General features: G+C 51.9%; 13 protein-coding genes. 3 read left to right on the forward strand and 10 right to left on the reverse strand.

The features are described 5' to 3' along the window. The first annotated feature begins 16 nt into the window (after nucleotides 1-16). The 3 genes from QMG93_RS17215 to QMG93_RS17225 all read left to right on the forward strand — a co-directional run bounded on the left by QMG93_RS17215 (nucleotide 17) and on the right by QMG93_RS17225 (nucleotide 4,530). On the forward strand, nucleotides 17-1,120 hold the full coding sequence (locus QMG93_RS17215; protein WP_281938516.1) for a UDP-N-acetylmuramoyl-tripeptide--D-alanyl-D-alanine ligase: 1,104 nt from the start codon (nucleotides 17-19) through the stop codon (nucleotides 1,118-1,120). A 145-nt stretch (nucleotides 1,121-1,265) separates the two neighbouring features. Further along, complete coding sequence (locus tag QMG93_RS17220) at nucleotides 1,266-3,842, forward strand: J domain-containing protein (RefSeq protein WP_281938518.1); 2,577 nt, start codon at nucleotides 1,266-1,268, stop codon at nucleotides 3,840-3,842. Next, a complete protein-coding gene (locus QMG93_RS17225; RefSeq protein ID WP_281938520.1) occupies nucleotides 3,826-4,530 on the forward strand; it encodes a DUF1266 domain-containing protein in 705 nt (234 codons plus the stop codon). Before QMG93_RS17220 ends, QMG93_RS17225 begins: the two co-directional genes overlap by 17 nt. Before the next feature lie 336 nt (nucleotides 4,531-4,866). Here QMG93_RS17225 and QMG93_RS17230 read toward each other — a convergent pair whose 3' ends face one another. The 10 genes from QMG93_RS17230 to QMG93_RS17275 all read right to left on the reverse strand — a co-directional run bounded on the left by QMG93_RS17230 (nucleotide 4,867) and on the right by QMG93_RS17275 (nucleotide 14,047). Continuing rightward, entirely contained in the window at nucleotides 4,867-5,574 is a 708-nt protein-coding gene (locus QMG93_RS17230; protein ID WP_281938522.1) for a DUF1361 domain-containing protein, read from the reverse strand. Nucleotides 5,575-5,593: 19 nt separating this feature from the next. After that, nucleotides 5,594-6,181: a TetR/AcrR family transcriptional regulator gene (locus tag QMG93_RS17235; RefSeq protein WP_281938524.1), complete on the reverse strand. Its 588-nt coding sequence runs from the start codon at nucleotides 6,179-6,181 to the stop codon at nucleotides 5,594-5,596. A gap of 103 nt (nucleotides 6,182-6,284) precedes the next feature. Continuing rightward, entirely contained in the window at nucleotides 6,285-6,899 is a 615-nt protein-coding gene (gene yqeK / locus QMG93_RS17240) for a bis(5'-nucleosyl)-tetraphosphatase (symmetrical) YqeK (RefSeq protein WP_281938526.1), read from the reverse strand. Between the two features lie 310 nt (nucleotides 6,900-7,209). Then, nucleotides 7,210-7,689, reverse strand: coding sequence for a GNAT family N-acetyltransferase (locus QMG93_RS17245; RefSeq protein ID WP_281938528.1), 480 nt, complete (start codon nucleotides 7,687-7,689; stop codon nucleotides 7,210-7,212). Beyond that, nucleotides 7,674-8,330 carry an HAD family hydrolase gene (locus QMG93_RS17250; RefSeq protein WP_281938530.1) on the reverse strand — a complete coding sequence of 219 codons (657 nt, stop codon included), beginning with the start codon at nucleotides 8,328-8,330 and terminating at the stop codon, nucleotides 7,674-7,676. Before QMG93_RS17250 ends, QMG93_RS17245 begins: the two co-directional genes overlap by 16 nt. A 37-nt stretch (nucleotides 8,331-8,367) precedes the next feature. After that, entirely contained in the window at nucleotides 8,368-9,975 is a 1,608-nt protein-coding gene (locus tag QMG93_RS17255) for an AraC family transcriptional regulator (protein ID WP_281938549.1), read from the reverse strand. A 175-nt stretch (nucleotides 9,976-10,150) separates the two neighbouring features. Continuing rightward, a complete protein-coding gene (locus tag QMG93_RS17260; RefSeq protein WP_281938532.1) occupies nucleotides 10,151-11,188 on the reverse strand; it encodes an ABC transporter substrate-binding protein in 1,038 nt (345 codons plus the stop codon). A 310-nt stretch (nucleotides 11,189-11,498) separates the two neighbouring features. After that, nucleotides 11,499-12,353 carry a C45 family autoproteolytic acyltransferase/hydolase gene (locus QMG93_RS17265; RefSeq protein ID WP_281938533.1) on the reverse strand — a complete coding sequence of 285 codons (855 nt, stop codon included), beginning with the start codon at nucleotides 12,351-12,353 and terminating at the stop codon, nucleotides 11,499-11,501. Nucleotides 12,354-12,611: 258 nt separating this feature from the next. After that, nucleotides 12,612-13,427: a GNAT family N-acetyltransferase gene (locus tag QMG93_RS17270; RefSeq protein WP_281938535.1), complete on the reverse strand. Its 816-nt coding sequence runs from the start codon at nucleotides 13,425-13,427 to the stop codon at nucleotides 12,612-12,614. A gap of 38 nt (nucleotides 13,428-13,465) precedes the next feature. Continuing rightward, complete coding sequence (locus QMG93_RS17275; RefSeq protein WP_281938537.1) at nucleotides 13,466-14,047, reverse strand: DUF3238 domain-containing protein; 582 nt, start codon at nucleotides 14,045-14,047, stop codon at nucleotides 13,466-13,468. Nucleotides 14,048-14,176: the final 129 nt, after the last annotated feature.

Here is a 14,176-nt window from a genome sequence, read left to right on the forward strand (position 1 = left end):
AAAAGGTGGGATTTGCATGCCGGTTCGGAACATTCCCGTCATCGCGGTGACAGGCAGTGCGGGAAAAACGACCACGAAAGAAATGATCGCTTCCATCCTGCGAAGACGTTGGACCATCTTCAAATCGGCGTCGAACTGGAATTTGCCGCCGAGCACGCGCAAGTACACCAAGCAGATTCGTGCCCGGCACAAGGCGGCCGTCCTTGAATTCGGGATGCTCCGCAAAGGGCATATCCGCGAGCATTGCCGCTTGATCAAACCGGGCTACAGCGTGATTACCAACGTCGGAACGGCGCATATCGGCAATGTCGGACACCGGGTCCAAGGCATCGCGGCCGCGAAATCGGAACTGATCCGGCATATGCGGAAGACCGGAACGCTTGTCCTGAATGCGGATAACGCGAATTCCAAGCTGCTGTCCGTCAAAGGATTTCAAGGGAAGCTGCTGAAGGTCGGCATCCGCAACAAAGCCCATTACAAGGCGCACGGCATCCGGTTCTTGGGCCGGGGGGTTACCTTCCGAGTTCGGCTGAACGGGAAAGAGGAGCGATTTTTCATCCCGTGTTTGGGGGTCCATAACGTGTACAATGCGCTGAATGCGATCGCGATTACGCACAGCTTGGGATTCACGGCGGGCGAAATCCGCAAGGGGTTGGCGAAGTATCCGATTCCGTACCGCCGATTGGTCCGAACGGAGCTGCCGAGGCAACTCACCTTGATCGACGATACGTTCAGCTCCAATCCCGATGCGACCAAGGCCGCCCTCGACACGCTCGCCTCAGTAAGCCGAAAGCACAAAATCGCCATCATCGGCTATATGAAGGACATGGGAAAATACGCCATCCGAGGTCACGATGAGGTTGGAAAATATGCCGCTCAAAAAAGACTCACCCGGCTCTACACGGTCGGAAAGCTCGCGCGGCACATCGCGGCGGGCGCCAAAAAAGCGGGCTTCCCTGCAACCCGCATCCGCAGCTTCGCATCCAGACATCAGCTTCATCGAGCGCTTGCCGGGACGATCAAGCCGGATACCGCAATCCTGGTCAAGGGCACCCACTTATTAAAGCTGGAGAAAACCGTTTCCTTCCTGAAACGCAGCTTATCCGGCAAGCGGTCATAAAGGCAGCTCCAGCAAGTCCCGGTGCCCGGGACACTTTTTTTGTAAAAAAAACTAAAATTTTTTATTGGCCCGCCGATATTATAATAGTTAAAACTGAAAACATTTGGAAAGTTTTCGACATCAAGGAAAGGTCAAGGGCTTTAAAATGAATATTTGGGAATTACTAGGAATTCCTCCTACGCTTGAAGTCAGCGCCATTAAACGCGCCTACGCCACGAAGCTAAAGCTCTACCATCCCGAAGACGATCCGGACGGCTTCCAACGTTTGCGGGAAGCGTATGAACAAGCGTTAAATGAAGCGAAATATCTCAAGGAAGCGCAGCAGCCGGTGCGCTCCGACTCCGTGGGGCCGGCGAGCGATAAGCGTGACCAGCCGCCTCAACCTGACGCATCGAACCGCGAACCCGCTCCATGGGTTGATTCCGATCCCGCAGCTCCCTCTCCCTCATTTGTCGAAGAGACGATGAAGCGGATCGAAGCTTTATACGCCAAGCTGCCGACGCGGATCGACGTAGGCTTATGGAACGAACTGTTTGCTCAAGAAGAGCTTTGGGATATGAATGTAAAGGCCGCTTTGCATGAACGGCTGTTAGCGTTTCTGGCCGAGCATAGCCATCTGCCCAAGCCGATTTGGGCGCTGCTGGACGATCACTTCTTATGGACAAGCCAAGAAAGGGAATTAACTAAACGCTACCCGGAAAGTTTCGTCGATTATTTGTTGATGGAAATTACCAAGCCTTGGGAACTACGCTACGAGTTTATTCCCGAAACGATTGATTATGACGCGTTTATCGGATACCGGAACGCGGCCCAGCATGCGCTGATGCACAACAATCTGACGTCTGCCAGGCCGTATCTGGCTGCGGCCCGGGATTTGTTTGCGGATGACCCGGACCTGCTCAGATTGACCGGCGACTTTTACGTACGCATAGGCGACTTGGAGCAAGCGCTCCAGGCATACAGTCGCTTGATTGAACTCCATCCCGCAGATCTCGACGGATTTATTCACCGTGCCGCCCTGTCGCTGGAAGCAGGGAATCTAAGACAGGCGTTCTCCGACTACCAGCATGTTTTGTCGCACATGCCTGACGATCTGCAAGCTCTCAGCGGACTGGCACGCTGTTACATAGCCTATGACAAGTTAGCCGAAGCCAAGTCGCTGCTCGAGCTCATCATCGCTCAGTATCCGTTCGACCTCGATTCGCGCATCCGGCTAATGGATGTGAACAAGCAGTTGGCCGGCAAAATACGCACGGACTTGATCCTTTCGCCCGAACAGGCCGAGCTGCAATTTGCGCTGGCCCAAATTTATTTTGATTTGGAACAGTTTGACCCCTGCTGCAAGGTGTTTGACATCATTCAGACTTTGACCGCATTGAACTCCGACATGTATTTGCTGTGGGCTCGTGCGTCATTTAAACGGCGATTGAAGAACAAGGCCTTCGAATTATTCGAAAAAGCATGGAGCGCAGCGCAGAACGAAGGCGTCAACGGCTACGAAATCCTCGTTCATCGAGGTATAGCTTACCTGAAAGCGAAGAACACGAAGCTTGCGGTCCGCGACCTGTCTGACGCACTGCGGATGAACGAGTATAATGCTGTCGTTCTCGGTCATTTGGCGAGCATCTTCCTGAAGGAGAAGCAGTGGCAGGAAGGGATCGGGTTTGCCGATCGCGCCATCGCCATCGATCCGTCCAACTGGCATTATTATTCCGTCAGAGGCCTCTGCCACTATCATTTGAATAACAATAGGGAAGCTCTCAACGACCATGCCGTGGTGGTGGAGCATGAATATGATTTTGACGAAGCGTGGTTCCGGAAAGGGATGCTGCATTTGCGTCTGGGCCAATATCCCGAAGCGATTACATGCTTTGAGACCGAGATGGCTTGGAATCATGAGGAGGATTCCTACTATTATGTGGCCGGCGCATGTTTTCTGAATCGCGATTACAAGGCCGCTCTTGAGGCAATCCGTAAATACAAACGTGCTCATCCCGACGATGCAATCGGATATATGATCGAGGGCGATATTTACCGTGCTATGGGCGATGAGGCCAAGGCGAAGGAAATCTATTTCGAGGCGGCGGAATTGTTTAAGGACGATTATTATCCGACCCAATTGGCGCTGTATTACCTTCTGAAGGAATGGAAAGTGGTGACAGGCAAGCAAATGACTGCCTTTATCCGCCGTCTTGCCGCTGGCTGGCCGAACGATACATGGGTGCAGCTTGAACGCCTCAAGTTTATGATCAACACGGATTTATGGGAACATGTCCCCGAACTGGTGAAAACTTATTTTGCGAATTGCAGCGACGACCCTTCTTATGATTCCTTGATTTGGCTGTACTCCGGGGTGGCTTATTACCACGAGGGAAACTACGCGGAAAGCATCGAGAGCTTGACACGCGCGCATGAGCTTGGAGAAAGAAAAAGCGTCAGCATTTACTTAAGCATGGCGCACGTCAAGCTGGAACGGATGGCGGAAGCGTTGTCCTACGCCCTGCAGGCTTGTCAGGAAGATCCGGATAACGAGGAGTACCGGTTGTTTTATAACCGGCTTCAAGATCAGACGGATAAAAAGTCGCTTTGGGGGCTCTTCGGCATCAAAAAGAAGTTCCGCATTCCTAAGACGCTTTTCCTGAAGCATCAGGATGTGGGCGACGTGCACGCCTTGCATTTTATGCTGGATGAAGATGAGGATGGGGATGAAGAAGATGAATAGAGATCGTCAAAGCGAATCCAATCTGACCGAACTATGGAGTATCTCGTTATGCGCCGTGTTATACAAAATGAACGGGCTCGACCCCGGAGACGACGACGAATGGGAGTCCGCAAAAAATATCGAAATGCATAAGCAGTCTTTTCAACGGGATTGGGGGATCGAGAGCGCGGAAGATTTAAGGAGAAATCTTGAGTGGCTGGCCGAAGAGGGGCATCGCGAGTCGTTCAATCAGATCCGGTCCTTTCTGTCCGCCTTGTCTGAAGCCGAACAAACGAAATATATCGAATCGATCCCGAAAACGACGGACAGGTACCGAAAGCATCAAATTGTAAAAGCGTATATGAACCGGCTCCCGGCTGCGGGGATCGCCGCTTGGGACTTGGGCAGATATGCGTATTTGAGCCGAAAAGGCGCTGTCATGGGCTACATCTCGCAGGAACAATCGCTGGAGCTTGTGAAACCGATCATTGCCGCTGCCCAGCAATCGTATTCCGGCTGGCGCGAGTACGGAACCGGCTATTTGGCCGGAAGGCAATTTTGGTGGGCGCAGCCCACGGCGGCAAGCGCCCAGAAAATGGCGGGCTATGTCCGCAGCCTGCTCCTGAATGCCGACAGCCTGTGGAACCGGCTGGAGTGGGAGATGCCGCTCGAAGAGACTGCCGGGCAGCCGGCAAGCCCATTGGCCTAACGCACCTCGAATTTTCCATCCGCGATCCAAGGCCGGACGCCATCGTCCGGGAGCTTGTTGAGAAAGTGGTGAATTGAAGTAATAGAGGTGTACGAGGGGGTGGGGTATCTACTTCCGATCGCTGTTGTCAGCGGGAAATTTTAATTGAAGCCGCTTAACAGCGGGTATTTCCCGCAGACAAAGGCGAGCGCTATCGCTTCTCCAGTAGATACCCCACCTCCGTATACATCTCTTTTTTCGTAAAAAACCCACTTTCTCAACAGCCTGGCCGGGCGCCATCGTCCGGCTTCTTCGCCCGCGCATGCAAAAAAACCGCCTTGCCACAGCAAGCCGGTATCATAAGCGGTAGGTCGAAGGGTAATCGCGGTCTTCCGTATGCCAGCCCCCATTCATGACATAATAGAACGTTCCATGAACGATCAGAATAACCACGCCGAACAGTAGGCAGAACGGCACGGACTGCCCGTTCAAGCTTTCCCCGATGAGACTCCAGAGCGCTTTCGCGTCGGTCAGCGCATCCCAGCTGTTCAGCCGGTATTCGCGTCCGAGCAAGATCCCGTAGCCCCCCAGCATGGACACCGCAACCACAAACAGCCACGAAACGGCGCCCCCAAACCTCTTCATGACCTGATACTGAACCAAATAGGCAGAGCCGAAGCCAAGCAAAAATCCGTTCCATGAGATCAGCAGCATCACCAGAAAATCATACCAGTAGCGGAACGTCCACCGGCCGGCCTCGACATACCAAGCTTTCTGAAGCGTTAAATGGATCAGATCCGTAACGATATAGGGCGCATTCGGGAAAAACAGCAGCCAAGCCGCTCCCAGTACGGTGACGACGGCGGAACGAACCCATCCGGGAGCCAGCCGCTTTCCGAGCTCCGCCACGGCGACGGCAAGCAGCAGCGGAATCCAGGCCAGGAACAAATTCCACAAGAGGAAGTCGAAATACGTCTTGTTGCGGAACGCATAATAAAGCGCCGTGCAAATCAGAGACAACAGTCCCATGGAGAGGACAAATTTTCCAGAATGCAGCTTTTTCATCCTGTCCTCCTTCGCCATTTTACTTTTCGGGCAGCATGCCACGCATAAACAGCTCGACCACTTGGACGGCTAACTGCTCCGGACTGCCCGCGCCTTCGGACAAATACGCAAAGGTCAACCGCTCAATCGTACCTACGAAGCATTGCGCTACGACGTCCATTTCGAGGGTCGAACGAAAGTAGCCGGCCCGCTGTTCTTCGAGCAGGTTGTCGCGAATCAGAGCGGCCAGCTCCGCTTTAATGCTTCCGGCCTGCGGTGCCTGAAACAATCCGATGCGCGTCAAGTGCGGGTCTTCCGTAAAAAAACGAAAAAGCGTCTCCAGCACGCCGAGTACCCGAGCGTTCACTTCGCCCTGCTGCAGCCCCGATTCCAGGCGGCTCGCCGTGACCAGTTCCTGCAACCGGGACCGGAAATGTCCGACCAGCTCCTCGAACACCGCTTCTTTACTTTCAAAATAAAGGTAAAACGACGGCTGGGTCAGCCCGGCCTGAGCGACAATCGAGCTGATCTTCGTCTCGTAAAAGCCGAGTCCGGCAAACTGCTCCGCCGCCGCCGCCAGCAATCTCGCCCGGCTTTCTTGCCCTTTGGCTCCTTTGTTTCGCGCCATTCCACCCGAACTCCTTATGTCTATAAAGTGAGATGTTGCCTGTCCAAAAGCCTTATTTTGTATTATGTCCCAGTCACGCGCCCACCGTCAAATCGCAGTGTTTCTATACCCGATGCCGAAGCTCTTCGTAAGCTTCCTTCAGCCACGGATGCACGACCTTCAAGGTATGCTTCCGCTCCCACAGGTAGTTGATGTAAGCAAACGCCCCATGAATAAGGGAGCGGTTCAATTGTTCCTGCAGCTCGCAGATATACGGCGGTGTACCGGGCTGGTCCCATGCCACTTTATCCGCTACGAACAGCACTTGATCTAGCAAGGTGGAGCCCGCCCGCAAGGTCGTGTGGCAGCCGACCGCATCCAGAATCGCCGCATCGGTTACGCCAAATAGCTGCTCCGCCATGACCACCGACAGCTTCTGATGAATGATCATTGGGAACGCTTCTTCTTCCGGCAGCACCTCGATGCCAAGCTCCCGCGACAATGCAATTCGATCCCCGTTCGGAATGACCGCGCTGATGTCGTGCAGCCAACCGGCCGTCTCCGCCGCCACGGGATCGGCTCCGAACCGCAGCGCGATACGCCGCGCCTCCGTTCCGACGTCCATACAGTGCTCCGCCGTCTTCTCGCATCCGTTCGAGCTTAGAAAGCTCCGGACGTCGTCCCGAAGCCGATTCGTTCGGGGAAATGGTTTCGTGCGTTCAGCCAAAATAGGATGCATGCTTCTTCCTCCATTCACGGTTGCTTCACACCGGGCATCCGCCGACCGTCCGCTACGGCGCGGAGAACGAGGGCTTGTGCTCCGGACATTGTTTTAACGTAGCTTCGTGGGTCAAATATTTTACGGATCAAAAGCCGCTCCGGGTCCCGCTTCTAACGAAGCCTCTTCCATTGTAACCGCTTGTCCCGCGAATATAAAGCTTACGTAAAAAGTGCGAGGCGCCTGCCCGCACCCGGCACTTTTGATTCAACCTATTTTCATATCTTCCAGACTTTCGTACTTTTTCCATTTTACTATTTGTTTACTATCTTTATCGCGCATGATACGCTAAAACTTTTTCCAGATGCACTTCCTCTTCGTCTCTTTGAACTTCCACGTAGCCGTTGGCTTTATAAAATTGAACGGCGTCAAGCCAAGCCGCCGTCGTTTCCAGCACGAGCTTCGCATAGCCCTTCTGCCTCGCCCTCCGTTCCAGCTCTTGTAACATGCGGCGCGCGATGCCTCTTCTCCGGTACGGCTTCCACACGGACATTCTGGCGATTCTTCCGACGTCGCCCCCCTCCTGGATGAGAGCTCCCGTACAGACCATTTTGCCCTCAAGCGCACCCGTCAAGAAGAGATGTCCCTGACCGGCATACCAACTTATGATATCGTCCAGGTCCTTATTATAGGACGGATACAATTCCCCGAACCTTTCCTCCAGCCCCGCGTGAACGATCCGTCTTGCCTGCTCCTGCGTCTCTTCGCTCACTTCCGTCACACTCAGCATGACATTCATCCGTGTATCCAATTCCGAACCTCCGAAATATGATCAATTCTCGCGATCGGCCTAACCCCTTTATCCAGCATCGCTTCCATGCTTGTCCTATAACTGATAAACGGAATACCGGCTCCGGCGGACGCTTTGCCGTCAATCCAGGAATCCCCCACCGATATCCATTCGTCCACCGTAATGGTGCGGAATTGATTCAAGGCATAAATAAATCCGGATGGGGACGGCTTCAGCGCCTCCATCTGCTCTCTTCCGATAATGGAGTCGAAATACGACTTGATCCCCGTTACTTCGAGCGCCCTCAGGGCGGCGGAACGCGAGTTGTTCGTGACCACGACTAATACGAACTTGCCATGCAACGATTCGATTAGCTCCGGCACCCCTTTCTCCAATCCCGCACCTTCCATCCCGCGTACTTCATGCTTTTCCGCAATGTTCATACAGGAGAGGTATAAGGCATGGTCCATCCCCGCTTGCTTTGCATGTTCGAGCATGGTGGATGTCGTATGCTCATGGAGCGGGAACCGCTCCGTCAACATGCCGTGCCCGATCAAGTACCGGCAGATGTCTTCCTTCATCGCCGCAAAATCGATGCGGGATTGCAGCAGCGTATTGTCCATATCGAAGATAATGCCCTTATATTTGCGGTCATCACGCATCGAAGTTCCCCGCTTCCCGTTTTTAGTTTAAGTTATTTTAAGCAAGCACCCGCAGCACATCGTCAATCTTCCTGCCGTGAGAGATGACGCCGTAGTTCATCCAACTGAAAAAATCGACCTCGTACACGCACCGGTTACGTACCGCGGGGAGCGCCCGCCATACCGGATCGTCCCGGAGTCGCTCACTCTCCTGTCCTTCAACGGCCGACTCACTTTTGTCGAAGGCGACAAACAGATGATCGGTATCCAGCCGGGCCAACCACTCCCGTGTCAGGGGGATCCGCCGGGCATGGCCGGTCAATTGGAGGACGAGAGGATGCGGCCGCAGCCCCAGATCCCCGTACAATATGGGGCCCGTATATCCGTGCTCCGGTCCGGCATATAAGCAGATCTCCGCAGCCGAGATTCGAAGGAAGGCCACCGTCTGCCCCCGAAGCGGTCGGCTCAATAAAGCTCTGGCCGCGCTTGCTTTGTCTTCGTAGGCTGCGATGACGCTCCGGGCGGCTTCCGTTTTCCCGAACAGCTCTGCCATCGTGCGCAGCATCGAACGCCAGTCTTCTCCACGATGGGGCAACTGGTAGGTCGGCGCAAGCCGGTTGTATCGATCGGATGTCATCCACCTGTCGAACCCGCCGTCCGTCATAATCAAATCCGGCCGGTGCCGGGACAACGTTTCAAGACTATCTGCCGTAAGATCGAAGACGGGAACCTCGTCCAGCCCCAAATAGTCCTGCTTGCCCCATCCGGCGTGAGAGCATTGTACGACCGGCGTTATGCCCAGGGCAAGTAAAAAATCTTCGAGAAACGGGGCAACGACCCGCACGTTGTCCCGGTGATTGCGGCGGTACTGCCCGGGCGAAATTCCGACGCTTTGTTTGAACCTCCGGCCAAAATAATATTCATTCGCATAGCCGACATGCTGGGCAATCTCGAAGAGCCGGTCGTCCGTCATCAGGAGCAGCTGCTTGGCACGGTCGAGGCGGATTCCGTTCAAATAATCGAGCGGAATTTGTCCCGTAATCGCTTTGAACATGCGCGTATATTGTCCGCGGGGAACGTCCGCTGCCGCAGCCAGCCGCTCTACCGTCCATGGCTCGCTGTAATGCCGCCGTACCTGCTCGATCGAGCTTTCCACCTGCTGACGCAGGCTCTTCCCGCCTGCCGCTGCAGAACCGTTTTGCTGAAAAATAAATCGGAGCAGCTCCAGAAACCGGACGTGATTATAAAACGGCTCTAGGCCGTCTCCCGCATGACGCTTATCGTAAATCGCTTCGACCAGCTCGATGCATTGGGAGAAAGGCGCGCAGGCGGCTTCGCCTAAAATAGGAAACCGGTCACCCGCCGGGGAGGCTTCGGATGACAGCAATTGGCCCTCGGCATTTCTCCGCAGCTCAAAGGCCAGCTCATACAGGGTAAGCCCATTCCGGCCTGGCAGTACGCTGCATGTCATGTCCTGCGCGGCAATAAAGCATTTCCCCCGCTCCAGCTTGAAGCCCGCTCCGTCGATCACGATCCGTCCGTCTCCGCCCGTCACGAGCAGCATCGTATGATCGCCGCCGTCCAGCTGCCAATCCGAAGCACCGGCACGATAGCGGATATCCGTCATTTGATACGTTAAAGCGAGACGAACCGCTTTGTCCGACATTTTATCCACCGGTCTTTCTCCCGCTTGTTCCTGCATGTCGACCGTCCCCAATTGAGAATTATTATCATTAGTCAAATTTGAGTATAAATCAAAAAAGAAAGCTCTTCAACCCTGCCGAAGAGCCTTCCGCTTCCTTCCTTGCTTGATCACTTGATCCCCATACCTGCAATGCCCGTTATTTCACCAGCGATTGGAGAACGTCGTCGATCTTTAACAGATTGGCTTGATAAGCGCCCGTCTGCCAATACGTTCGTTCCACCTGATATACCTTCCCGTTTTTGACCGCGGGGATCGACTTCCAGATGGGGTTGTCCAGCAGCTTGACCGCTTCTTTATTTTTATCGGAGCCCCAAGTCCCGTTCGAGGGCAAAATAAAAATGTGGTCCGCCCCTAATTCGGGAAGCTTCTCCATCGAGATATAATCGATCGGCGACTTCATTTCCTTCACCAGCTTCGGCGGCGTCAAGCCGAGATCCTTATAAAGAATCAAGCCGACAAACATGTTCTCGATGCCGAGCAAATTGATCGTTTTCTCCCCTACATTCAAGCGCAGAACGGCCACCGTTTCTTTCCCGACGGCCTTCTCCAGCTTCCCTCTGGCATCGGCAAGCTTTTGCTTGTAAGCTTCCAGAAGCGGCTCCACCTTCTCAGGAACACCCAGGAGATCGGCCACCGTCTTCAAAATTTCAGGCGTATTCTGCAGGATGGAATCGGGCAGCCGGTAAGTCGGCGCCACTTTGGAGAACATCTCATACTTGGCGGTATCCGCCCCGCCATCCACAATAATCAAATCCGGACTGTAGCTTAGCAGCGCTTCGATATTGCCGCTGTAGTCGAAGGTCGGAGCATCCAGCTTCAAATAATCCTGCTTGCCCCAATTCGGATGGTACCATTGTACAACCGGCTTCACGCCTAACGCCGTCACATAGTCCTCCAAATAAAGAGCCGCTACCCGCTGCGGCTTCACCGGAATCTCCACTTCGCCGAAGTGATCCTTCACCTTCCGGGTCTTGCCGGCTTGCTCCTTCGCGTCTTTGCCGTCGGCAGTAGCCTTGTCCGTTTGCTCCGCATTCGGCCTGGCATTCTCTTGCTTTTCCTTCGGCAGCGGTTCTCCCTCCGTCCCCCCTTGCCCGGCTCCGCATCCGGCTAAAGCAGCCATCAGGACCAGCCATACGGTCATCCATGCAGCGGCTGCGCGACATTGCCTTATCATGATTCCGATCCTCTCCCAAGTAAACTGCAATGTAACGAATACAAGCTTCGAATGTATAATGATTCTCATTCTCAATTCGTTCCCGTCCATTGTAGCGCCCACCGTTTGCTTCTGACAATGCACATTCCGGCCTCGTTTTTTATACAAACGCATAGTTAGTTTTTTGGTTTAGTTTCGGCAAACCATGCAAGTGCACACTGCTCCATTAATCCATTTCTCGCCAAAATTGTTCTGGATTATCTATATCTACATCATCATATTTGCATACTATTTCTTTAAGCCCGATCGGTGCGTCAATATCAATTTCATATCATGGATTCCTATCCGGCGGTCCAAAGCTAACCTTCACTTTCTTATCGGATACATCAAATATCATACTTCTAAGCGTACCCATTCCGCTCGAATAAAAATGGCAGCATGGACCATATGGATATGGAGTGGACATTAACTTCCTCATCTTTTCCTCATTGATATTAGGCGCATCCCGCAATAACGAATTCCACACGGAAGAATAACGCATTTCGGAATGCCAACATAACGGTATTTCTTCAAGCAGACACTGGGCTTTATAAACATCTTTACAACGGTCTAAAATGGCGCGAATGGCAACCCAGAACTCGCATCCATCCCCAGCAAGAGGCTTCAAATAAGCAGTACTGGACATGGAAACTACGAGTCCATATTCATTCATCCCATCCATTCTCCCCGCATTTTGCAGCGAAAAACCAATATGTTTTGGTTTTCCCGTTACCCGGGTGATGCATAAGCTTCTTTCATCCCTTACAAAATATTCATAGCTCCTTCCGACATAAAAATGCCCATCGCTCGTGTTTGAAGGAAGCACTGCAATTTGACAACAATGCTGGGAGTTGTGATATGAATTCGCATAGCATCTCATTTTTTCCGGCTCTGCACCTACTTCATCAGCAAATCCTTGTATTTCATCTACAAAGCCGGGACATATTTTGTCAATCAACATCATTCTCTTATGAGCAGTTGCTGCTGCTATATAATCCTGTCCTTCCATGGGACTGATATAATAAATGACATCCTCCGGATAGTGCTTTTTTAAAGTGATGGCCCGCTGTTTACCCACCTCATAATTGCTTCCTTCTGCCACATGGATGTCAAATATCATCGGTTCTTTTTTTTCGTTATTTTCCATATTGTCCAATCCCCTCCCTTTTAAAAATTACTGTTCAAGATGTCTTCTACATTCGTCGTAATCCTAGCATATTAAAAAAATTAGGTCTATTGGATTATCGATTATAGAAGAATAGTTATTGGCCTCATCTTGTCAGGAGTGATTGGAGTATAGCTCAATAAAGCTGCCGGCATCGTTCCGCGCGGCAGCTCCATGGAGAAATATATTCAACTCACGTTATCCATTTGCTCGATTAAATTATTAGCCTTCATCAGCAGCCTATAAAGTGAAGCCCGCGCACTTGTATCGATGAACCTGTTGAAATCCTAGCCGGAGTGCTAATTTTTTCGACGCTTCATTGCTCTGAGAACAATCCCAGTAGGAAGAAAATCCATTCTGGGCTATATCTTTCACTACCAGACTTGCCAGATACGAACCCACTCCTCTTTTATGATGCTGAGGAAGCGTTTCAATCCCTATAGCGTGCGTTTCCTTGGTTACAAAGCTGGAGTAACAAACACCGATAATTTTAGAGCCTTCAATTGCGGCATAACCGTAACCTTTATTATAAAAACCCTCTTGCGTTTCCCAGAACTGTTTAATGTGAGCATACACAAATTCCTTATTGAGGAAATCTTGATTCCTCCATTCTGGCGTTCGTAAGTTAACGGCCCGGAAACAACGATCACCGGAAAGTTCCTCAGTGTGTGCTTCAGAATAGGATGACACGTACACGAGTTGATCCCATAGGTCTAGTTTTTCCCTTGCAGCAAATAACGAATTCAAGTTCCATTGATCATGATGACCCGAAACCTCGAAATAGTTCATGCCCAGTTCCTTCATCCTTGGCGCAATACCGGTTCGAATAAAGTCATCAAGCTTGTCGGTAAAAGCATCATTGGCTTCGTCTCCGATAAGGTAAAATCCTTTCATACCCTTGCTCCAAACTAAGGCAGTCCTTGGCGAGTCGATCCGATCGGTAAATATCCATCCCGGGTTATTGTTTTCTAGAATGGACTGAACCTCAGGATGAGGATGACCATTTTCGAGAAGGGGCGCAGCCTTATAAAAATGATCCCGATACAGTTCATACATAACATCATGACCTCTTTACTATCCGTTGTACCATACTCTTATGCTTCAAAATGATACTCCATATCCCCAGCCATTGCGGCTGGCGTATCGCCCGTCTTCCGAAAGTCATGGGCGTATAGGAGTTGAAAATCCCCAAAATCCACTTGTTTATAGAACTCGTAGCAAGGAAACCCGTCATGGCTGCCCTTCACCTGCACGGTGCCATCCTTATACACGGTAATCTGCAGAGAGTAGTCTACCGTCGGCGCATCAAGACGAAGCGGATTGCTTGCGCTCGCTCGCATGGTTAACGATACCGCATCCCCTTTCCACACCTCGTCTTCAACTCGAATACCTCCCGTAGACGCTTTTCCTTGTTTGTACTCGACGGACCCGTCCGGAGCTGTCAATTTGAGTACGGTGACACCCGTATTGACAAAAGATGTAATTCGTTGCTTCACGAAGTCGATGACGACTTCCTGCTCTACGCGGCAACGCCCGGTATTTACCGTGTACGGAGTGAATTCCCTGGCATCCGCCTGATATTCATAGATCATGCCTGTAGACGGATCTTGAATTGGGGGCAGATAGAGCATACCGCCGATAAACACACTGCCTCTAATTTTGATTAATTCTGCCATAATAAAAACCCCTCGCCTATTTAATCATCTCAGCACTTTCAACTATATATACCATATGGAAAGTTTCTCCTTATGATTCGGTTTTCCTGCCTAATGAACCAAAAAGAAAAACCGCTCCTCGACGCATCA

This window comes from Paenibacillus tyrphae (genome assembly GCF_027925525.1).
GTDB lineage: Bacteria > Bacillota > Bacilli > Paenibacillales > NBRC-103111 > Paenibacillus_G > Paenibacillus_G tyrfis_B.

Bases quoted from the DNA above. Each gene is read 5' to 3' on its own strand.
- QMG93_RS17260 (WP_281938532.1), bottom strand. From the start codon at position 11,188: ATGATAAGGCAATGTCGCGCAGCCGCTGCATGGATGACCGTATGGCTG.
- QMG93_RS17220 (WP_281938518.1), top strand. From the start codon at position 1,266: ATGAATATTTGGGAATTACTAGGAATTCCTCCTACGCTTGAAGTCAGC.
- QMG93_RS17235 (WP_281938524.1), bottom strand. From the start codon at position 6,181: ATGGCGCGAAACAAAGGAGCCAAAGGGCAAGAAAGCCGGGCGAGATTG.
- QMG93_RS17215 (WP_281938516.1), top strand. From the start codon at position 17: ATGCCGGTTCGGAACATTCCCGTCATCGCGGTGACAGGCAGTGCGGGA.
- QMG93_RS17250 (WP_281938530.1), bottom strand. From the start codon at position 8,330: ATGCGTGATGACCGCAAATATAAGGGCATTATCTTCGATATGGACAAT.
- QMG93_RS17265 (WP_281938533.1), bottom strand. From the start codon at position 12,353: ATGGAAAATAACGAAAAAAAAGAACCGATGATATTTGACATCCATGTG.
- yqeK (WP_281938526.1), bottom strand. From the start codon at position 6,899: ATGCATCCTATTTTGGCTGAACGCACGAAACCATTTCCCCGAACGAAT.
- QMG93_RS17230 (WP_281938522.1), bottom strand. From the start codon at position 5,574: ATGAAAAAGCTGCATTCTGGAAAATTTGTCCTCTCCATGGGACTGTTG.
- QMG93_RS17270 (WP_281938535.1), bottom strand. From the start codon at position 13,427: ATGTATGAACTGTATCGGGATCATTTTTATAAGGCTGCGCCCCTTCTC.
- QMG93_RS17255 (WP_281938549.1), bottom strand. From the start codon at position 9,975: ATGTCGGACAAAGCGGTTCGTCTCGCTTTAACGTATCAAATGACGGAT.
- QMG93_RS17275 (WP_281938537.1), bottom strand. From the start codon at position 14,047: ATGGCAGAATTAATCAAAATTAGAGGCAGTGTGTTTATCGGCGGTATG.
- QMG93_RS17225 (WP_281938520.1), top strand. From the start codon at position 3,826: ATGAAGAAGATGAATAGAGATCGTCAAAGCGAATCCAATCTGACCGAA.